This is a genomic window from Bradyrhizobium sp. NAS96.2 (assembly GCF_001908235.1).
In the GTDB taxonomy this organism is placed as follows: domain Bacteria; phylum Pseudomonadota; class Alphaproteobacteria; order Rhizobiales; family Xanthobacteraceae; genus Bradyrhizobium.
Genome location: NZ_LGHK01000230.1, coordinates 1 through 20,881, shown reverse-complemented (window position 1 = coordinate 20,881; position 20,881 = coordinate 1). Strand labels below are relative to the sequence as shown.

19 protein-coding genes are annotated in these 20,881 nt (G+C 64.6%); 14 read left to right on the top strand and 5 right to left on the bottom strand.

The genetic code is table 11. The features are described from left to right. Positions 1-125: 125 nt before the first annotated feature. The 9 genes from AC628_RS36300 (at position 126) to AC628_RS36260 (ending at position 8,358) form a co-directional block, all read left to right on the top strand. On the top strand, positions 126-1,415 hold the full coding sequence (locus AC628_RS36300) for an MFS transporter (protein WP_074131480.1): 1,290 nt from the start codon (positions 126-128) through the stop codon (positions 1,413-1,415). Positions 1,416-1,666: 251 nt separating this feature from the next. Next, a complete protein-coding gene (locus tag AC628_RS36295; RefSeq protein ID WP_168193522.1) occupies positions 1,667-2,515 on the top strand; it encodes an IclR family transcriptional regulator in 849 nt (282 codons plus the stop codon). Positions 2,516-2,711: 196 nt separating this feature from the next. Further along, on the top strand, positions 2,712-3,128 hold the full coding sequence (locus tag AC628_RS36290; protein ID WP_074131479.1) for a hypothetical protein: 417 nt from the start codon (positions 2,712-2,714) through the stop codon (positions 3,126-3,128). Continuing rightward, positions 3,125-3,988 (top strand): alpha/beta fold hydrolase, encoded by an 864-nt coding sequence (locus AC628_RS36285; RefSeq protein ID WP_210190306.1) that lies wholly within the window; start codon positions 3,125-3,127, stop codon positions 3,986-3,988. Before AC628_RS36290 ends, AC628_RS36285 begins: the two co-directional genes overlap by 4 nt. Positions 3,989-4,017: 29 nt before the next feature. Further along, the gene (locus AC628_RS36280; protein WP_074131478.1) at positions 4,018-4,929 is read left to right on the top strand and encodes an amino acid ABC transporter substrate-binding protein; all 912 of its coding nucleotides are present in this window, start codon (positions 4,018-4,020) and stop codon (positions 4,927-4,929) included. A 183-nt stretch (positions 4,930-5,112) separates the two neighbouring features. Next, positions 5,113-5,844, top strand: a complete 732-nt coding sequence (locus AC628_RS36275; RefSeq protein ID WP_074131477.1) for an amino acid ABC transporter permease — start codon at positions 5,113-5,115, stop codon at positions 5,842-5,844. 2 nt (positions 5,845-5,846) lie between these two features. Further along, positions 5,847-6,539 (top strand): amino acid ABC transporter permease, encoded by a 693-nt coding sequence (locus tag AC628_RS36270; RefSeq protein WP_074131476.1) that lies wholly within the window; start codon positions 5,847-5,849, stop codon positions 6,537-6,539. A gap of 19 nt (positions 6,540-6,558) precedes the next feature. Continuing rightward, positions 6,559-7,290: an amino acid ABC transporter ATP-binding protein gene (locus AC628_RS36265; RefSeq protein ID WP_050422850.1), complete on the top strand. Its 732-nt coding sequence runs from the start codon at positions 6,559-6,561 to the stop codon at positions 7,288-7,290. Between the two features lie 201 nt (positions 7,291-7,491). Further along, entirely contained in the window at positions 7,492-8,358 is an 867-nt protein-coding gene (locus AC628_RS36260) for a D-amino-acid transaminase (protein WP_074131475.1), read from the top strand. 171 nt (positions 8,359-8,529) lie between these two features. Here the strand turns inward: AC628_RS36260 and AC628_RS36255 are convergent, their stop codons facing one another. The 3 genes from AC628_RS36255 to AC628_RS36245 form a co-directional block, all read right to left on the bottom strand. Then, a complete protein-coding gene (locus AC628_RS36255) occupies positions 8,530-8,988 on the bottom strand; it encodes a carboxymuconolactone decarboxylase family protein (RefSeq protein ID WP_074131474.1) in 459 nt (152 codons plus the stop codon). A gap of 36 nt (positions 8,989-9,024) precedes the next feature. Then, positions 9,025-10,632, bottom strand: a complete 1,608-nt coding sequence (locus AC628_RS36250) for an MDR family MFS transporter (RefSeq protein WP_074131473.1) — start codon at positions 10,630-10,632, stop codon at positions 9,025-9,027. Between the two features lie 482 nt (positions 10,633-11,114). Next, entirely contained in the window at positions 11,115-12,263 is a 1,149-nt protein-coding gene (locus tag AC628_RS36245; RefSeq protein ID WP_074131481.1) for an HlyD family secretion protein, read from the bottom strand. A gap of 143 nt (positions 12,264-12,406) precedes the next feature. Between AC628_RS36245 and AC628_RS36240 the strand changes: the two genes are divergently transcribed. From AC628_RS36240 to mctP, 4 genes are all read left to right on the top strand, one after another. Further along, positions 12,407-13,318: a LysR family transcriptional regulator gene (locus AC628_RS36240; RefSeq protein WP_074131472.1), complete on the top strand. Its 912-nt coding sequence runs from the start codon at positions 12,407-12,409 to the stop codon at positions 13,316-13,318. Positions 13,319-13,517: 199 nt separating this feature from the next. Next, positions 13,518-14,489: a Bug family tripartite tricarboxylate transporter substrate binding protein gene (locus AC628_RS36235; RefSeq protein WP_074131471.1), complete on the top strand. Its 972-nt coding sequence runs from the start codon at positions 13,518-13,520 to the stop codon at positions 14,487-14,489. Between the two features lie 148 nt (positions 14,490-14,637). Further along, a complete protein-coding gene (locus AC628_RS36230; RefSeq protein WP_028332977.1) occupies positions 14,638-14,823 on the top strand; it encodes a DUF3311 domain-containing protein in 186 nt (61 codons plus the stop codon). 10 nt (positions 14,824-14,833) lie between these two features. Further along, positions 14,834-16,324, top strand: a complete 1,491-nt coding sequence (mctP, locus tag AC628_RS36225; RefSeq protein ID WP_074131470.1) for a monocarboxylate uptake permease MctP — start codon at positions 14,834-14,836, stop codon at positions 16,322-16,324. Here mctP and AC628_RS36220 read toward each other — a convergent pair. Then, on the bottom strand, positions 16,295-16,807 hold the full coding sequence (locus AC628_RS36220) for a DUF6537 domain-containing protein (RefSeq protein ID WP_074131469.1): 513 nt from the start codon (positions 16,805-16,807) through the stop codon (positions 16,295-16,297). The two genes, mctP and AC628_RS36220, sit on opposite strands and share 30 nt — an antisense overlap. After that, entirely contained in the window at positions 16,722-19,949 is a 3,228-nt protein-coding gene (locus tag AC628_RS36215) for an indolepyruvate ferredoxin oxidoreductase family protein (protein WP_245321506.1), read from the bottom strand. Before AC628_RS36215 ends, AC628_RS36220 begins: the two co-directional genes overlap by 86 nt. A gap of 156 nt (positions 19,950-20,105) precedes the next feature. Here AC628_RS36215 and AC628_RS36210 point away from each other — a divergent pair, with 156 nt between their 5' ends. Next, positions 20,106-20,561, top strand: a complete 456-nt coding sequence (locus AC628_RS36210) for an Lrp/AsnC family transcriptional regulator (RefSeq protein WP_074131468.1) — start codon at positions 20,106-20,108, stop codon at positions 20,559-20,561. Positions 20,562-20,881 lie beyond the last annotated feature (320 nt).

The following is a 20,881-nucleotide window of genomic DNA, read 5'->3' as shown; positions in this document are numbered from 1 at the left end:
CCCACTCAGGTCACTCACCCCTTTTTCAGTCAGGCTCTCAGGATGACGGGGAGACATGGATGCTCGGGTCAAGCACGGGCATGACAGGCAGAGAAATGGTGGCCGACGCTGCTAAGGAAATTCAAATGACGCTATCGACGCCGACCGCAATGCCGAGCCACGACAGTACGGTCGACAAGAAGAACATCACCCGCCTGATCGTCGCGACCTCGGTCGGCAATGCGCTCGAGTGGTACGACATCTCGGTCTACGCCTATTTCGCGGTCTACCTCTCCAGGGCGTTCTTCCCGGCCAATGATCCGACCACCTCGCTGCTACTGACCTTCGGTAGCTTCGGCCTGTCGTTCCTGATCCGCCCGATCGGCGGCGTCGTGCTCGGCGCCTATGCCGATCGTCACGGCCGCAAGGCGTCGCTGATGCTCTCGATCGTGCTGATGACGTTTGGCACGCTGGTGCTGGCGCTGATGCCGACCTTCGAGACGATCGGCATCCTGGCGCCGATCACGGTGATGCTGGCGCGGCTGGTGCAGGGCTTTTCCGCCGGCGGCGAGTTCGGTTCCTCGACCGCCTTCCTGGTCGAGCACATGCCGGAGCGGCGCGGCTTCGTGGCGAGCTGGCAGTTCGCGAGCCAGGGCGTCAGCGGCCTGCTGGGCGCGGGCTTCGGCGCGCTGCTGACCTCGCTGATGAGCCCAGAGGATCTGCAATCCTGGGGCTGGCGGCTGCCGTTCCTGTTCGGCGTGCTGATCGGCCCGGTCGGCATCTACATCCGCAACCATGTCGATGACGCAACGCCGCCGCCGGCGGCGAAGCAGGAATCGCCGGTCAGGGAGGTGTTCGCACGGCAGATGCTTCCCACGATCCTTGCGATCGGCGCGCTCGCGGTGTCGACCGCGGTGAACTATCTGATCGTCTACATGCCGACCTATGTGGTGAAGACGCTGAATCTGGAGCCATCAGTCGGCTTCATCGCCGCATTCGCCGCGCAGACGGCGGTCGCGCTGCTGGCGCCGATCGCGGGCTTCGTCTCCGACAAGATCGGACGCACCACGCACATGATCCTGTTTGCGCTGCTGCTGCTGGTCTCGATCTTCCCGGCCTTCCTGCTGCTGACCGGCAAGCCGACGCCTGTTATCATCCTGCTCGGTGTGCTCTGGCTCGGCGTGCTCAAGTCGCTGTATTACGGGCCGCTGGCCGCGCTGATGTCGGAGCTGTTTCCGCCGGCGACGCGTGCGACCGGGCTCGGCCTCAGCTACAATATTGGCGTCACATTGTTCGGTGGCATGGGGCCGGCGATCATGACCTGGATGGGCGGCTTTGCGCTGATCGGTGAGCTCGCGCCGGGCTATTATCTCACCGCGGTCTGCATCCTCAGCCTCGGCGCGCTCTTCACCATTCGCAGGATGCGGCTGGCGTAGCATGATCCGGAAAAGTGCGAAGCGGTTTTCCGAAAAGATCATGCTCAAACAAGAAGCTGCGCAGCAGATTTCGTGAAGCGAAATTCGAATGCCGCTATTGCTGCAAAGCAGCGTAGATGGTCGATATCAAAGTTTCATCTGACGAAAGTATACGGTGTCCGCTGCACATCATCCGTTTTAGGATGATGTCCGCCGGGCGCATCTCTTCGTGCCCGGTTCAGGATTTTGGAAGAGGCAAGGAAGGCCAGGGCATGAACGCCTCCACGACTGCGACCGCACGGACCAGCCGCAAGAGGCCATTGCCGGAGCCGGGCCAACCCGACAAGTTCAACGCGATCCAGAAGGTCTGCGCGATCCTGCGCGTGCTGGCGCAGCGCTCGCCGTTGCGGCTGACCGACATCGCCGACACCACCTCGCTGAACAAGGCGACCGCGCTGCGCATCCTCAATTCGCTGATCGAGGAAGGTTTCGTCAGTCGGGTCACTGGCGCCAAGACCTATGAACTCGGCCAGGAGGCGCGGGTGATGGCGGTCGGCGCGCGCCGCTCGGTCGACATCGCCGAGCTGGCGCAGCCGAGCCTGTTGCGGCTGTCGGAGCGCTCGGCTGACACGGCGCTGTTGTCGGTGCGATCCGGTGTCGAGGCGCTGTATCTGGCGCGTTCGGTCGGCAGCCACCCGCTGCAACCGAACTATCTGCAGATCGGCAGCCGCCGTCCGCTCGGCGTCGGCGCCGGTGCACTGGCGCTGTTGGTCTGGCTGCCGGATGCCGAGATCGAGGCCGTGATCGAGGTGATCGTGCCGCGGCTGGCGAAGTCGCCGCGCATCACCCCAAAATTCCTGCGCGAGCGGATCGCAGTGGCGCGCAAGGCCGGCCACACCGTGCTGCTCGACGCTGCATTCCCCGGCATGGGTGGCGTCGGCGTTCCGGTCCGCGACGATGCCGGCGAGGTGGTCGCCGCGCTGTCGATCGGCGCAGCCACCGACCGCATCCGCCGCCGCGAAACCGAGCTCGCCGACATGCTGAAGAAGGAAGCCCAGGTGCTGGCCCGCGCGATGGCCCAGGCGCCGAAGAACGTGCGGTCCGCGAAGGGCGTGAGCTGACCGGATTGCGCGTCGGATTTGGCAGTTCCTGGCAGCAGGGCTTTGGGCGTGCCGGCCAGCGCGCTGACCGGGCGGATCCGTTTAATCAAGCGATTAATCTGAGGAACCCAAGGGTGTCAGCGGGTGTCAGCGGCTTGCGAGAACGGGCGGTTGCCGTCATCATGGCCGCGCTCGCCGAGGAAACCTGCCCAACAAGATGACGCTATCGCCTGACGCCACCGACGACGCTGTGACGACGGCGTTTGCCGGCCTTCCCGCATTGCTCGACCAGGCGCCTCGGCTGGTCTCGCGCGGCCGGCTGCTCGATTGCGACTGCCTGATCGGCCCGATGGCGCGGCCGTTTCATGCCGCGATCCGCACCGGGCGCATCGTCGAGCTCGTGCCTTCGCCGGTCCTGATGCGCTCGTGGCGCTTTTCCTATCGCGCGACGCCGCAGGCCTGGGCCGCCTATTGGCAGGCCGAGCCGAAACCCGGCTGGCAGGATTTGCTGGCGCTGACCAAGCGCGGCGAAGCCGTGCTGGAAGGCGATCTGCATCCCTTCATGGCGCATCTGCAATACTTCAAGGACCTGCTGGCGCTGCCGCGGCAGCATTTCGCGGCGACCGTATCATGAGCGGTACGATCATGAACGGCACCATCGAGCCGATGGTCGGCCGCTACGTTCACGTCGAGATCGGCGGCGAACTGCACCGCATCTATTTCGAGGAGAACGGCACGGGCATTCCGCTGGTCTGCCTGCACACCGCGGGATCAGACGCGCGGCAGTGGCGGCATCTGCTCGCGGATGCGCAATTTGCCGAAAATTTCCGCGTCATTGCCTTCGATATGCCCTGGCATGGCAAGTCGAATCCGCCGAAAAGCTGGACCGGCGATGAATACCAACTCACCACCGCGCGCTACACCGAGACCATCCGTGCCTTCTGCCGTGCATTGGGGCTGGAGAAGCCCGTCGTGATGGGCTGCTCGATCGGCGGCCGCATCGTGCTCAACCTCGCGATCGAACATGCCGCCGAGTTCCGGGCGCTGATCGGGCTCGAGGCTGCCGATTTCCAGGCGCCATGGTATGACACCAACTGGCTGAACCGTCCGGACGTTCACGGCGGCGAAGTCTGCGCGGCGCTGGTGTCGGGGCTGATTGCGCCGCAGAGCCCCGAAGCTGCGCGGATGGAAACGCTGTGGGGCTACAAGCAGGGCGGTCCCGGCGTGTTCAAGGGCGACCTGTATTTCTACCGTGTCGATGGCGACCTGCGCGGCCGCGTCGCGTCAATCGATACTAAAGTATGCAAGCTCTATTTGCTCACGGGCGAGTATGATTTCTCCTGCACGCCCGAGGACACAAGGCGGACAGCAGCGGCTATAGGGGGCGCCAGCGTCACGATCATGGAGCAGCTCGGTCATTTTCCGATGAGCGAGAATCCGGAACAGTTTCGCGGCTACATCGCACCCGTCCTCGCCGACATTCTCACGCAGTAAATCGATCGTTTCCACGAAGGAGTAGACGTATGACACGCAAATATCTCATCGGCTTCGCGCTCGCCGCCGCGCTCGGCGCGAGCCAGGCGCAGGCCGAGGAGCTGACCGGGACGCTGAAGAACATCAAGGAAACCGGCGCGATCACGCTCGGCTTCCGCGATTCCTCGATCCCGTTCTCCTATCTCGACGACAACCAGAAGCCCATCGGCTACGCGATGGACATCTGCTACAAGATCGTCGACGCCGTGAAGAAGGAGCTGAAGCTCGACAAGCTCGAGGTCAAGCTCAACCCGGTGACCTCAGCAACGCGTATCCCTCTGATGGCCAACGGCACCGTCGACCTCGAATGCGGCTCGACCACCAACAATGCCGAGCGCCAGAAGCAGGTCTGGTTCACCAACACCCACTTCCTGACCGCCAGCCGCTACGTCTTCAAGAAGTCGAGCGGGCTCAAGTCGATCGACGATCTGAAGGGCAAGACGGTGGTCTCGACCGCCGGCACCACCAACATCAAGCAGCTCACCGAAGCCAACGTCGCGCGCGGCCTCGGCGCCAACATCATCCCGGCCAAGGATCACGCCGAAGCCTTCCTGATGGTCGAGACCGACCGCGCGGTCGCCTTCGTGATGGACGACATCCTGCTCGCGAGCCTCGTCGCCGGCTCGAAGTCGCCGGGCGACTACGTCATCTCCAAGGATGCGTTCTCCAAGCCGGAGCCGTACGGCATCATGCTGCGCAAGGATGACGTGCAGTTCAAGAAGGTCGTCGATGCCGCCACCGCGGCGCTCTACACCAGCGGCGAAGGCGAGAAGATCTACGACAAGTGGTTCATGCAGAAGATTCCGCCGAAGGGCCTGACCCTCAACGTCGAGCTCGGGCCGGAGCTGAAGCACGAATTCGCCAAGCCGTCGGACTCGCCGGATCCGGATTCGTACAAGTAAGCTGCCGAGACCTCATGGTTCGAGGCGGCGCAATGCGCCGTCCACCGTGAGGGACCGGAGAACCAAGCGTGTCCGGCCATTTTTGGAGGAGAATGGCCGGACATTTGCATATCGTCGGCGCATCGCGTTTGGATGCGCAGACGTTGCCGTCAAGCGTGACCGGCAAGGCCTCGTGGGGGACCTGTGAACTATAATTGGAACTGGCACATCTTTCTCGAGCCGAACCCGATGGGGACCGGCACCTATCTCGACCTGTTGCTGTCGGGACTGGTGGTCACCGTCAAGGTGTCGGTGCTCGCCTGGATCATCGCGCTGGTGTCCGGCTCGGTGATCGGCGTGCTGCGCACGCTGCCGTCGCGGACGGCGTCGTGGATCGGCTTTTGCTGGGTCGAATTCTTCCGCAACATGCCGCTCTTGGTGCAGCTGTTCCTGTGGTTCTTCGTGCTGCCCGAGCTGTTGCCGAGATCCGCCGGGCTGTGGCTGAAGCAGTTGCCGAACGCGCCGTTCTGGACCGCCGCGATCGGCGTCGGCCTGTTCATGTCGGCGCGCGTCGCCGTGCAGTTGCAGGCCGGCATCACCTCGCTGCCGCGCGGCCAGAAGCAGGCTTCGACCGCGCTCGGCCTCACCACGATGCAGACCTATCGCTACGTGCTGCTGCCGATGGCGTTTCGCATCATCCTGCCGCCGCTGACTTCCGAGTTCCTCAACACCATCAAGAACAGCGCGGTCGCCATCACCATAGGCCTCATCGAGTTGACCGGCGAGGCGCGCTCGATGCAGGAGTTCTCGTTCCAGGTGTTCGAGGCCTTCACCGCGGCAACCGTGCTCTATCTTCTCCTCAATTTCGTCGTGGTCACCGCGATGCGCTTCCTCGAGCGCTATGTCGCGATCCCCGGCTATATCACGGGCAAATGACCATGCTCGGCAATTTCGATTTCGACGTCATCCGCCGCGCGCTGCCCTATCTGTTCCTCGAGGGCATGCGCTTCACGCTGACCTTGACGGCGCTGGCCGCGTTCGGCGGCCTGGTGTTCGGCACCCTGATCGCCCTGATGCGGTTGTCGAGCTACAAGGTGCTCGGGCGCATCGCGGGCTTCTATGTCGACTTCATCCGCTCGCTGCCGCTGGTGCTGGTGATCTTCTGGTTCTACTTCCTGGTGCCGTATATCGGGCAGTGGCTCACCGGCGCCTCGCGGCCGATCACGGTCGGCGCCTTCGCCTCCTCGCTGATCACCTTCATCGCATTCGAGTCCGCATATTTCTCCGAGATCATGCGCGCCGGGATCCAGTCGATCTCGAAGGGCCAGCCGGCTGCCGCCAGCGCGCTCGGCCTGACCTATGCGCAGTCGATGTGCTACGTTGTGCTGCCGCAGGCGTTCCGCAACATGCTGCCGGTGCTGCTGACCCAGACCATCGTGCTGTTCCAGGACACCTCGCTGGTTTACGTGCTGTCGATCCCGGACTTCCTCGGCGCCGCCAGCAAGGTCGCGCAGCGCGACGGCCGTCTGGTCGAAATGTACCTGTTCGCCGCGCTGGTCTACTTCGTCATTTCCTGTGTCGCGTCCTTTGGTGTCCGCCGCCTGCAGTCGCGCATCGCCATTGTTCGCTGAACAAACAAGCTGAGCCATCATGATCGAGATCAATCACGTCAATAAATGGTACGGCCCGACCTTCCAGGTGCTGAAGGACTGCACCACCAGCGTCGCCAAGGGCGAGGTGGTGGTGGTCTGCGGCCCGTCCGGCTCGGGCAAGTCCACCCTGATCAAATGCGTCAACGCGCTGGAGCCGATCCAGGGCGGCGACATCGTGCTCGACGGCGTCAAGGTCAACGATCCCAAGACCGACCTGCCGAAGCTGCGCTCGCGCGTCGGCATGGTGTTCCAGCACTTCGAGCTGTTCCCGCATCTGCGCATCATCGACAATCTCCGCCTCGCGCAGGAGAAGGTCTTGGGCCGCAAGTCTGAGGATGCCACCGCCAAGGGCATGAAGCTGCTGGAGCGCGTCGGGCTGAAGGAGCATGCCAAGAAGTTTCCCGCCGAATTGTCCGGCGGTCAGCAGCAGCGCGTCGCGATCGCACGTGCGCTGGCGATGGACCCGATCGCGATGCTGTTCGACGAGCCGACCTCGGCGCTCGATCCGGAAATGATCAGCGAGGTGCTCGACGTCATGGTCGACCTCGCCCGCGAGGGCATGACCATGATGGTGGTGACCCACGAAATGGGCTTTGCCAACAAGGTCGCCGACCGCGTGATCTTCATGGACCGCGGCGAGATCGTCGAGGACGCCAAGAAGGCCGACTTCTTCGGCACGCCCCGCAGCGACCGCGCGCAGAAGTTTTTGTCGAAGATCTTGCAGCACTGAGGCATCGGACCTTCCTCCGTCATTGCGAGGAGCGCCAGCGACGAAGCAATACATCTATGCGCGTGTGCGGAGCCATGGATTGCTTCGCTGCGCTCGCAATGACGTGGAGGGGCCGGAATGCGCTTCTCCGGGGTTTTCCCCCGTTAACAATTTGCGTATACGAAGGCCTGAAACTCCCCTTTCGTCCGCAGGAGAACTCGCGTGGAAAAGATCGCTTACGTCAACGGCTCGTACGTGCCGCATTCCGAGGCCAAGGTCTCGGTGTTCGACCGCGGTTTCCTGTTCGCCGACGGCATCTACGAGGTGGCGGCGGTGCTCGAGGGCAAGCTGATCGACAATGCCTCGCATCTGGCGCGGCTGAAGCGCTCGGTCGGCGAGATCCAGCTTGCGCTCCCCGAGACGCTGGAGCGGATCGAGGAGATCCAGAAGGAGCTGGTCAAGCGCAACGACCTCGTCAACGGCATGGTCTATCTCGAGGTCACCCGCGGCGCCGACAAGGGACGCGACTTCGCCTTCCCGAAGGCGGAGGCGAACGTCAAGCCGACCCTTGTGATGTTCACCTCGGAAAAGGACATCATCAACGCGCCGTCGGCCAAGACCGGCATCAACGTCATCACGGTGCCCGACATCCGCTGGGAGCGGCGCGACATCAAGAGCGTGGCGCTGCTCGCGCAGGTGCTGGCCAAGCAGGCCGCGGCCGCGGCCGGCGCCGGCGAGGCCTGGATGATCGAGGACGGCAAGGTCACTGAGGGCGGCTCATCCTCGTCCTTCATCGTCACCCAGGACGACGTCATCGTGACGCGGCAGAACGGCAACGAGATCCTGCCCGGCTGCACCCGCAAGGCGGTGGTCAAGCTCGCCGAGGAGCGTCAGCTCCGGATCGAGGAGCGCGCCTTCACGATCGAGGAAGCGCTCGCCGCCAAGGAAGCCTTCATCACCAGCGCCTCTGTGTTCGTGCAGGGCGTGGTCGCGATCGACGGCAAGACCGTCGGCAACGGCAAGGTCGGCCCGATCACCGATCGCCTGCGCGAGATCTATGTCGAGTTCGCAAAGGCGACGGCGGTTTAGGGTGGTTTGGCGCGAAAGGTAGACCCGTCATCCTGAGGTGCGAGCGGAGCGAGCCTCGAAGGATGCACGGCCCCGCGGCTGGGCCGTCGACCCTTCGAGACGCGCTACGCGCTCCTCAGGGTGACGGTGATAGACTGTGCGCACCGCTGAATTTCCGACGCACGTCACCGCTCACGCCGCCGCCTTCACCTTCACTGGATGCACCGCGCGAAAGCCGATCGCGATCCGGTTCCAGGCGTTGATGGCGCCGATCAGCGTGGTCAGGTTGACGAGCTCGCTGTCCGTGAACTGGGCGCGCACCGCCTCATAGTCGGCGTCGGGCGCGTGCGTCTCGGACACCAACGTCAGTGCCTCGGTCCAGGCCAGCGCCGCGCGCTCGCGCTCGCTGTAGAGCGGCGACTCGCGCCAGGCATTGAGCAGATAGAGCCGCTGCTCGGTCTCGCCATGCTTGCGGGCATCCTCGGTGTGCATGTTGATGCAGTAGGCGCAGCCGTTGATCTGCGAGGCCCGGGTCTTGACCAGCTCGATCAGCGATTGCTCGAGGCCGCTCGCATTGATCTGGCTCTCCACGGCGACCAGCGCTTTGATGGTCTCAGGGGCGGCCTGGTAGAAGTTCAGACGGGGTTTCATGGTCGTTCTCCTTGGTTATGGGTTTAGGCAGTAAGGCTAGTGCGCACCGCCGCCAGCGAGCTGGCCCGGCTTCTTCAGGAACAGTGTCGCCGCCAGCGCAACGATCAGCGCCACGCCGAGCAGATAGAAGGTGTCGCTGAAGGCGAGGATGTAGGCCTGCTTCTGCACGATCTTGCCGATCGCGCCGATGGCGCGGTTGGCCGCCGACGCCGGATCGGCGATGCCGTGGTTCATGAAATACTGCGTCAGCTGGTCGATCCGGCTCCGCGTCGCTTGCTCCAGCAGCGAGACCGACTGCATCAGCACGTTGGAGTGATACTGCTCGCGCTTGGTCAGGACCGTCTGCAGCACCGCGATGCCGACCGCGCCGCCGAGATTGCGCATCATGTTGAACAGCGCAGAGGCCGAACCCGCGTTCTCCAGCTCGATGCCCGCGGTCGCCACCGCCGACAGCGGGGCCATCACCAGGGCCTGGCCGATGGCGCGGACGATGTTGGGCCAGAACAGCTGGTCGGTGGCGTAATCGTTGGTCATGAAGATGTTCATGAAGTTGGAGCCGGCGAACAGCGCGAAGCCGACGCTGATGATGATACGGGGGTCGAAGCGCTGCATCAGCCGCGGCACCAGCGGGATCAGCAGAAGCTGCGGCAGGCCGGTCCAGGCCAGCACCATGCCGATCTGCTCGGCATTGTAGCCCTGGATGCGCGACAGGTACTGCGGCAGGATGAACACCGAGCCGTACAGCGCGATGCCGAGCAGGAAGTTGGCCAGCATGCCGAAGCCGAAATTGCGGCGGGCGAGCAGGCGCAGATTGAGCAGCGGCTTCTCGACGGTGAATTCGACGATCAGGAAGGCGACCAGCGCGACCGCTGCGATGACCGACAGGCGCACGATGAAGGGTGAGCCGAGCCAGTCGTCCTTGTTGCCTTCCTCCAGCACGGTCTGCAGCGCGGCGAGGCCGATCGCCATGGTGATGATGCCGAGCCAGTCGCCCTGGCGGATCAGCGACAGCTTCATCGGGCTCGGATCGAGCGAGACGTACAGCATCGCGATCATCACGGCGCCGGGCACCAGATTGACATAGAAGATGTACTGCCAGCCCCAGTTCTCGGTGAGATAGCCGCCGATGGTCGGGCCGATCGCCGGCGCGAACGTCGCCGACAGCGCGAACAGGGCAAGGCCGATCGGCTGCTTGGCTTTCGGCAGCAGTGTGATGATCAGCGTGAACGCCATCGGGATCAGCACGCCGCCGGTAAAGCCCTGCACCGCGCGCAGCGCGATCATCTGCGGCAGGTCCTGCGCCAGCGCGCATGCCGCCGAGAACACCAGGAACAGGAACGCGTTGGTGAGCAGATAGATGCGCACCGAGAACACCTGCGCGAGCCAGCCGGACAGCGGGATCACCACGATCTCGGCGATCAGATAGGAGGTCGAGATCCAGCCGCCGTCGTCGATCCCGGCGCCGATCGCACCCTGCACGTCGGCGAGCGAGGCGTTGACGATCTGGATGTTGAGCACCGCCATGAACGCGCCGAGCGTGGAGCCGATCACCGCAATCCAGGTCCTGGCCGGGATCGCGGGCGTTGCCGGAGCGGTGGGGGCGGGGAGGTCGGCGGCGTTGGCGGTGGGCTGGAGCGCGGTCATCTGGGTGTTCTCTCGCTTACGCACTCAACATGTATTAGGCGGCCGCTTTCGATAATCCGGGAAAGACTGGAAAGATTGTCCGTTCGCGATTGATAATGGGCGCGTGGCTGCGACTGCGGTTGCGGTTCGGTGCGCCGTTCGGTTTGCGTGGATGTGTCGATGAGTGAGGTGAGCACGCTGGATTGGCTCCCTCCCCCCTTGTGGGGGAGGGTGGGGAGAGGGGTGGCCCCGGGCGCTGGCATCGAGCTTCAAACGAAGCGCTTCAATCCTGCCGTACGCGTTACTGGCGACAGTAGCGTCGTCGCAAACCAACGAGCCTCAGCGCAAGCGGCACCCCTCCCCCCAACCCTTCCCCGCAAGGGGGGAGGGAGCCCTACCGCCGGCGCTCGCGGCGCGAAGAAGGAGAAACAGGCGCAGCAAAACGCGATCGACCGCCGATGCGGTGATCGATCGCGCCAAGCCGGTTGAAGACGTGCTTTGCGCTAGCCGCCGCTCGGCCGTGCCGCTGATGCCAGCCGCCGCTTCTCTTCACGCTCGGCCAGCACCGTCGCCTTGGTGTTGACGGTCGGGATCGCCGACATGCCCGGCCGCAGCAGGCCGGTCAGGCTGTGATCGTCGAGCACGATCTTCACCGGCACGCGCTGCACGATCTTGGTGAAGTTGCCGGTGGCGTTGTCGGGCGGCAGCAGCGCGAATTCGAGGCCGCTGGCCGGCGACAGGCTGTCGACATGGCCCTTCAGCGTGCTGCCGCGAAAGCTGTCGACGGTGAGCTCGACCGGCTGGCCGTTGCGCACATGGGTCAGCTGCGTCTCCTTGAAATTGGCGACCACATAGACCGCATCGAGCGGCACCACCGCCATCAGCTGCGTGCCGGCCTGGACATATTGGCCAACGCGGAGCGTGCGGGCGCCGACCGTGCCGTCGACCGGCGCGGTGATCCGGGCGTAGGACAGGTTCAGCTCAGCCTGCTGCTCGACCGCGCGGGCGCGATCGACTTGCGCTGCGGCCTGGGCGCGCTGGGTGGTCAGCACGTCGACCTTGCGCTGCGCCGCCGACAGCGCCGACTTGGCGTGCTGCAATTGCGCGGTGTTGGCGCGCAGCGCCGCGTCGGTCTGTTGCGCGCGCTGGATGGTGCCGGAGCCTGATTTCATCAGCCCGTCGTAGCGGGTCTGCTCCTCCTGGGCGAATTTCAGATTGGCCTCGGCAGCGGTGACGTCAGCAGTGCTCTGGTCGATGATCGGCTGCTGCAATTCGAGCTGGGCGTCGAGATTGCGCACCGACGCTTCCGCGGCGTTGACGTCGGCCTTGGCCTGGCCGAGCGCGGTGCGGTAATCGCGGTCGTCGATCTCGGCCAGCAACTGGCCGGCCTTCACCGGCTGGTTGTCGGTGACCAGGACGCGGGCGATGTAGCCGGACACCTTCGGGGCGATGATGGTGGAGTCCGCCTTCACATAGGCGTCGTCGGTGGACTCCAGATAGCGGCCGGTGGTGACGTAGTCGTAGCCAAAGTCGCTGGCCACCGCGATGCCGAGCAAGGCGGCGAGCCCGAGGCCTACCCGCTTGACCGTCCGCCGCGACGGGCGGAGACCGATTTTGGCCGATTCTTCAGGGACATAGGTGGTGGTCGACATGGTCTTCTCCTGGCCGAACATTCGCGTCCTTCCAGAAAGGGCGCCAGTTACGGCCCCTTAGATGCAATGTCCTCCCTGCTGTGATAATCCCGATAAAACTGGAAGCATTATCAAGCCAGCGCTGATAATCCGGACCTTGCCGCATGGATCGCCTGACCAGTTTGACCGCGTTCGTCCGGGTCGTGGATTCCGGCGGCTTTTCCGCGGCCGGCCGCAAGCTCAACATGTCCACGACAATGGTGAGCAACCACGTCCAGTCGCTGGAAGACCGGCTCGGCGCCCGACTGCTCAACCGCACCACGCGCAAGGTCAGCCTCACTGAGGTCGGCCAGGCCTACTACGACCGCTGCGTCCAGATCCTCGCCGACATCGAGCAGGCCGATGAGGTCGCCGGCGCGCAGCAATCGGTGCCGCGCGGCACGCTGCGCATCTTCACCAACACCCATCTGGTCCAGTTTCTGTCGCCGGCGGTCGCCGAGTTCCTCGCAACCTATCCCGAGGTCAAGGTCGATCTCACGATCGGCGAGCGCAATGCCGACCTGATCGACGAGAATTACGATCTCGCGGTGCGCATGACGCCGCCGCCGGACTCCAGCCTGATCGTGCGCACCATCGCGACCTGGCGTCACGTGCTGTGCGCGTCTCATGGTTATATCGCGCAGCACGGCAAGCCCGAGCAGCTCGCCGATCTCTCCGCGCGCAATTGCATGCGCCACGCCAACTACCCCTATGGCGATGAATGGCGCTTCGCCGACCGCAAGGGCACGCCGGCCGCGGTGCGGGTCTCCGGCAACCTGGTCTCCAACAGCGGCGAGACGCTGAAGCTCGCGGCGCTCGCCGGCGTCGGCGTCTTCCTCGCGGCGGGCTTCCTGGTCCGCGACGAGCTGGAGTCCGGCCAATTGGTGCGGCTGCTGCCCGAATACCGGCCGGTCGAGCTCACCATGAACGCGATCTATCCGCACCGCCATCATCTCTCGGCGAAGGTGCGCACCTTCATCGATCTCCTGGTGCGTCACGCCACCGAGCAGCAGAAGCTGATCAATCCGTATTCGTGATTGGCGGTGCAGCCGTCATTGCGAGGAGCGAAGCGACGAAGCAATCCATGCTTCCGAGCATGCGGAACGATGGATTGCTTCGCTTCGCTCGCAATGACGGGTCTGGTAGCGTAGCTCCTTCCAGCGTCATGACCGCCCGGCATCCCTTGCATGGCATGTGCGTGTATCAAGAACCCACCGCCTGCCGCCGGGGCCTGCCATGCCGCTTCGTCTCCTCGCATCGCTTCTGTTCGCGCTCGCAGCAAACGTGCTGCTGCACACGCCTTCGCGCGCGGCCTATCCCGACCACATCGTCAAGATCGTGGTGCCGTTCGCGCCGGGCGGCGGCACCGATGTCGTGGCGCGCACGCTGGCGCAGGAGATGCAGAAGGATCTCGGCGTCACCGTCATCATCGAGAACAAGCCGGGGGCGGGCACCATCATCGGTACGCAGAGCGTCGCCGCGAGCCCACCCGATGGCTACACGCTGCTGATGGCGACCTTCGCCAACGCCGTCAATCCAAGCCTCTACCGCAAGCTGCCCTACGACGCGCACAAGGACCTTGCGCCGGTGGCGCTGGTGGCGCGCTCGTTCAACGTCGTGGTGGTCAATCCGTCCTCGCCGATCACGTCGATCGCGGATCTGATCGCCGCCGCGAAGGCCGATCCGGAAAAACTGTCCTACGGCACTTATGGCACCGGCACCTCCGCGCACCTCGCCGGCGAATTGTTCAAGCATCTCGCAGGCGTCAATCTCACCACCGTTCCCTACAAGGGCGCGGCGCCAGGGATCACCGACCTGTTGGGCGGCCAGATCCAGGTGATGTTCACGACGGTGGCGAGCTGCGCCTCGCTGGTCGAGGCCGGGCAATTGCGCGCGATCGCCGTGACCTCGGCTGAGCGTTCGGCGTCGTTCCCGAAACTGCCGACGGTGTCCGAAGCCGGCGTGCCGGGCTATGCCGCGGAATCCTGGTACGGGCTTTACGCGCCTGCGAACACACCGCCTGAGATCATCGACCGCCTCAACAAGTCTGCGGCCAGGGCGGTGCAGGCGGAGGCCTTCAAGAAGCTCAGCGTCAATGAGGGCCTCGTGACGGTGGCGCAGCCCCCGGCCGAGCTCAACCGTTACTTCGCCGGCGAAGAGGCGCGCTGGCGCAAGGTGATTGAGGATGCCGGCATCAAGGCCGAGTAGGCTGCCTGCCCGGCTCAGCGATCACATCTTTTTGCATCGCCATGCCGTAACCGTGATTCTAGACGCAACGAATGGTTCCTGGGGTCGTTGATGACGGGACACCGGCAACCCTGCCGGTTTGGATCGCGCCCCGGGCTGGGAGAGGACCATGTGGATTCTGTTGCTGCTGCCGTTCATCGGCTTGCTATGGGTACCGTTCTATAATTTCGTCGAGCCGTCGCTGTTCGGCTTTCCCTTCTTCTACTGGTACCAGCTCGCCTGGGTGCCGATCTCCTCGTTGCTGATCTGGCTGGTCTATCGCAGCCGGCGGCCCGATGCCGACGAGCAGCGGTGAGGGGGCAGCCATGACCGATCACATCGCCTGGGTGGCGCTCTCCGTCTTCGTCTTCTTCTTTGCGCTCGTCACCGTGATGGGCTTTTTCGCCGCGCGCTGGAAATCCGGCCCGGTCAGCGAACATCTCGACGAGTGGGGGCTCGGCGGCCGCCAGTTCGGCACCTGGATCACCTGGTTCCTGGTCGGCGGCGATTTCTACACCGCCTACACCGTGATCGCAGTGCCGGCGCTGGTCTATGCGGTCGGCGCCTACGGCTTCTTCGCGCTGCCTTACACCATCATCGTCTATCCCTTCGTGTTCGCCGTGATGCCGGTGCTGTGGAAGAAGGCGCATGCGAGCGGCCATGTCACCGCCGCCGATGTGGTCCACGCCGCCTACGGCTCGCGCAGTCTCGAACTCGCGGTGGCACTGACCGGCATGGTCGCGACCATGCCCTACATCGCGTTGCAGCTGATCGGCATGCAGGTCGTGATCAAGGCCATGGGGCTCTCGGGCGAAATTCCGATCATCGCCGCCTTCGTGATCCTCGCGCTCTATACCTACAGCTCCGGCCTGCGTGCGCCGGCCCTGATCGCCTTCGTCAAGGACATCATGATCTACATCGTGGTGCTGACGGCGGTGGTCGTGGTGCCTTCGAAGCTCGGCGGCTATGGCGCGGTGTTCTCGGCCGCCAACGACGCCTTCACCGCGAAGGGCGGCGCCACCGGGCTGATATTGAAGCCCGAGCAGTATCTGTCCTATGCGACGCTGGCGCTCGGCTCGGCGCTGGCCGCCTTCATGTATCCGCACACGCTGACCGGCATCTTCGCCTCGAAGTCGGCGGATACGATCCGCAAGAATGCGATCCTGCTGCCGGCCTACACGCTCCTGCTCGGCCTGATCGCGCTGCTCGGCTACATGGCCTATGCCGCCAACATCAAGGTGACGTCGCCGAACGACGTGGTGCCGATGCTGTTCAAGACGCTGTTCCCTGAATGGTTCGCGGGCTTCGCGTTCGCAGCGATCGCGATCGGCGCGCTGGTGCCGGCCGCGGTGATGAGCATCGGCGCCGCCAACCTGTTCACCCGCAATGTCTGGAAGTCCTACATCAATCCGGACATCTCGCATGCCGGTGAGGCGTCGGTCGCCAAGATCACCTCGCTGGTGGTGAAGGTCGGCGCGCTCGCCTTCATCCTGTTCCTGCCGACACAATATGCGCTCGACCTGCAACTGCTCGGCGGCCTCTGGATCGTGCAGACGCTGCCGGCGCTGGTATTCGGCCTGTTCACCGTCTGGTTCCGCGCTGAGGGCCTGCTGCTCGGCTGGGCCGTCGGTATCGGCTGGGGCACCTACACGGCGTGGAGCAACGGGCTGAAGCCGCTCGCCAGCATCTCGCTCGGCGATGCCAGCTACACATTCTATGTCGGGCTCGGTGCGCTCTTGCTCAACATCGTGGTGGCGGTGCTGGCGACCGTCGTGGTCGGCCTGATCTCACCCGCCAAGCGCGGCGCGGCGGCCTGAGCCGTCGTCCGTATCCGACTGGGCGGAGGTGAGTTGCGCGGTCAGCCGCGCCACCTCCGCCTTGGTCTTGTCGATCGCGGCGTCCTTCACCGGCCCGTAGCCGCGGATCTCCATCGGCGCCTTTGCAATCGCTGTGAGATCGGGCAGGCGGGCGGCATCGAGCTTGCCGAGCATGGTATCGATCAGCGCTTCATACCAAGTGATCAGCTCGCGCTCAGCGCGGCGCTCGGCGGTGTAGCCGAATATGTCGAATGCGGTGCCGCGCAATCCCTTGAGCCCCGCCAGCAGCCGCAGCGGCGTCTGGAGCCACTGTCCGAACGCGCGCTTCTTCGGCCGGCCGCGCGCATCCAGCCGCGCCGGGAGGAAGGGCGGCGCCAGATGATACTGCACTGTGAAGTCACCGTCGAACTCGCGCCTGAGTTCGTCGAGGAAGCCCGTGTGCATGTGCAGCCGCGCCACCTCGTATTCGTCCTTGTAGGCCATCAGCTTGAACAGCGAGCGGGCAACGGCGTCGGTCAGCGCGAGATTCCGATTGTTTGCGACGGCATAGCCACTTGCTCCCGCCTCTCCCGCTTGCGGGGGAGGCCGTAACGCATCGCCAGATGCGTTGCGGGTGGGGGCTCTCTCCGCGAGATGACTCGTGGTGAGACCACCCAACCCACTCCCCCGCAAGCGGGAGAGGGGGCGTACCGTCTTCGCGGTTGCCGCCCAACGCCATTTCCGCGCGGCGCACGCGCTCGACCGTGGTGCGGTAGCGCGCGGCGTAGGCCTCGTCCTGATAGTCGCGAAGGAAGTCGGCGCGCCGCGCGATCATCTGCTCCAGTGTCTCAGGCGTGCTGACGGCAGCATGCTCGGCCTTCGGCAGAAAATCCGGATCGGCACAGGCGAGCCGGCCCCAGGCCAGCGCCTGCTTGTTGCGCTCGACGGCGACCCCGTTCAGTTCGATCGCACGCGTCAGCGCCTGCAGCGACACCGGCACCAGGCCCTGCTGCCAGGCGAAACCGAGCATCATGATATTGGCGTAGACGCTGTCGCCGAGCAGCCGCTCGGCCAGCGCGTTGGCGTCGATCGCGCTGAGGTTACCTGCCCCGATCACCCGCTCGATGGCGCGCAAGCGAACCGGCGAAGCGAGGTCGGCGTCGCGGAAGCGCACCACGTCGCCGGTCGGCATCTCGGCGATGTTGACCGCCGCGCGCATGCCCTTGCGGTAGGTGCCGGACGCCTTGGCCGACGAACTCACCACGAGATCGCAGCCGATCAGCGCATCCGCCGCACCCTGGTCGATCCGCACCTGGTGCAGCGCCGCGGGATCGGCCGCGAGCCGCAGATAGCTCAGCACCGGGCCGAATTTCTGCGCGAAGCCGGTGAAGTCGAGCACCGAGACGCCGCGCCCCTCGAGATGCGCGGCCATCGCGATCAGTGCGCCGACCGTGATGACGCCAGTGCCGCCGACGCCGGTAACCAGCAGATCGTAGGGCTTGTCGAGTGCCGCGAACTCCGGTCCGGGCAATGTGGCGGCGCGTGCCAGCGGATCGCTCACGCTTGCGCTCTTGGCCCGCCGTTTGCCGCCCTCGATAGTAACAAAGCTCGGGCAGAAGCCGTTGAGGCAGGAAAAATCCTTGTTGCAGGTCGAGAGGTTGATCTTGCGCTTGCGGCCGAACGGCGTCTCCTTCGGCTCGACGCTGAGGCAGTTGGATTCCACCGAGCAGTCGCCGCAGCCCTCGCAGACGAGGTCGTTGATATGGGCGAAACGCGCGGGATCGTTGATCGTGCCGCGCTTGCGGCGCCGGCGTTTCTCGGTGGCGCAGGCCTGCTGATAGATCAGCACGGTGACGCCTGCAATCGCGCGCAGCTCGCGCTGCACGGCGTCCATCTCCTCGCGCGGATGAATCGTGACGCCCACCGGCAGGCCCGCCGGCGAAAAATGCGCGGGATCATCCGACACCAATGCGATTCGCGACACGCCTTCGGCGCGGACAGAGTGCGCGATCGCCTGCACGCTGACCGGGCCGTCGACCGGCTGGCCGCCGGTCATTGCCACTGCGTCATTGAACAGGATCTTGTAGGTGATGTTGGCTTTCGCGGCGATCGCCTGCCGGATCGCCATCGAGCCCGAGTGATAGTAGGTGCCTTCGCCGAGATTCTGGAACACATGACTATTGCCGGTGAATTTCGATGAAGCCGCCCAGTTGACGCCTTCGCCGCCCATCTGGATCAGCGACGAGGTCTCACGGTCCATCCAGCTCGCCATGAAATGGCAGCCGATCCCAGCCAGCGCCTTGGAGCCCTCGGGCACTTTCGTCGAAATGTTGTGCGGGCAGCCCGAGCAGAAATACGGCGTCCGCGCAGCGCCCGGCACCGCGATCATGCGATCCTGCTCCGGCACCAGCGCGGCGACGCGGCGGGCGAGCTGCAATTCCGGAAACATCGGATCGAGCCGCCGTGCCAGCACGTCGGCGAGCATGCGCGGCGACAATTCTCCGGTCCAGGAGATCAGCCGTGCCCCTGTCTCGTCATGCTTGCCGACCATCCGCTCCGGCTTGGCGCCGGGATAGTCGTAGAAATATTCCTTGAACTGGCTCTCGATGATGCCGCGCTTCTCCTCGACCACCAGGATCTCGCGCTTGCCCCTCACGAATTCCATCGCATCGTGCAGCGCCAAGGGCCACACCATGCCGACCTTGTAGATGTCGATGCCGAAGCGGCGGCAAGCGGCCTCGTCGAGCCCGACCAGCCGCAGCGCCTCCATCAGATCGAGATGCGCCTTGCCGGTGGTGACGATGCCGTAGGTCGCGTCCTTGATGCCGTAGATGCGGCGGTCGATCGGATTGGCTTTTGCGAACGCGTAGACCGCGTGCTTCTTGGCTTCCAGCCGCTCCTCGATCTGCGGGCCCGGCAGATCTGGCCAGCGATAATGCAGGCCGCCCGGCGCCGGCACGAAATCCGGCTGTATGAAACGGCGCGGTGCGGGCAGCTCGACCGAGGCGCCGGACTCCACGATCTCCGAGATCGCCTTGAATCCAACCCACATGCCGGAGAAGCGGCTCAGCGCGTAGCCATATTCGCCGAACGCGAGATATTCGCCGACATCAGCCGGATGCAGCGTCGGCATGAACCAGCTCATGAACGCGACATCGGATTGATGCGGCATCGATGACGACACGCAGCCGTGATCGTCGCCGGCGACGACCAGCACGCCGCCATGCGGCGAGGAGCCATAGGCATTGCCGTGTTTCAGCGCGTCGCCGGAGCGATCGACGCCGGGGCCCTTGCCGTACCACAACCCGAACACGCCATCGACCTCGCGATCCCGCTGCGTCTCGACCTGCTGCGAGCCGAGCACAGCGGTCGCGGCCAGGTCCTCATTGACGGCGGGCAGGAATTCGATGCTGCTTTCTTTCAGCAGCGCGCCGATCTTCCACAGTTCGAGATCGACGCCGCCGAGCGGCGAACCGCGATAGCCGGAGATGAAGCCCGCAGTGTTGAGTCCGCTCTTGCGGTCGCGCCTGATCTGGTCGAGCGCGATGCGGACGATCGCCTGCGTGCCGGTGAGGAAGACGCGGCCGCGTTCCCTGCTGTAGCGCTCGGACAGCTGGTAGGCGTCGAGCAGCGGCATCTGGCCCATGAGTGACCCTTCCGGGAATCGAAATGTCTGATTGGACAAGGCTATGCCTGTGGGCCTGGTAGGTCTTACCTATGTATTCTCCCTGCACGCCGGATTCGGTGAAAGATTGCTGAAGTGGCTCAGATCTGGTAAAGTCTACCAAATCGGAGCCTCGACATGGTCGAAGAGCAAGACGAGCGAATTCTCGCCGAACTGCAAAAGGACGGCCGCGCCACCAACCAGCAGCTCGCGGAAACTGTCGGCATGTCGACCTCGGCGTGCTGGCGCCGGGTTCGTGCGCTGGAGGAGACCGGCGTTATTTCGGGCTATTCGGCGCTGGTGGCGCGCGAGCGCGCGGGCTTTGCGACCTCGGCGATCCTGCACGTCTCGCTGGAGCGGCACGACGTGAAGTTCGTCGACGAGTTCGTCGCGCGGGTGACGAAGCGGCGCGAGGTGCTGGAATGCTTCGCGACTACAGGCGATGCCGACTACCATCTGCGCGTCGTCGTGCGCGACATGGACGCCTACAACAAATTCCTCGACGAGTTCATGTTCCGCATCCCCGGCATCCGCCACGTCCGCACCAACGTGATCCTGAAAGAGATCAAGACTGGCGTGGCGCTGCCGTTTTGAGCCGGTGTGCCGCTAGCCCTGCCACAAGCGCGCCGTCGTCCCAGCGCAGGCCCTAGGGCATGCACACATTTGCTGCGACAGATTGACTCGAACGCTGAATCTGGGATTCCAGAATCGGCAATCGATGTGATTCCTATGTCGGCACTTCGGTTTGGACGGAGGTGTCGCCATGTTGTCACGGATTGACTGGACGCTGGGCCGGTTCGGGGATCGTCGTCTCGATAAAGGGGGGCGGCGCTTGTCGGACGCATGGTTGCGGGCAAGGATGTATGCCTGCGGCGGCTTTCGAAGGGGAACCGGGCGCTGGAAGTGCGGTTCAA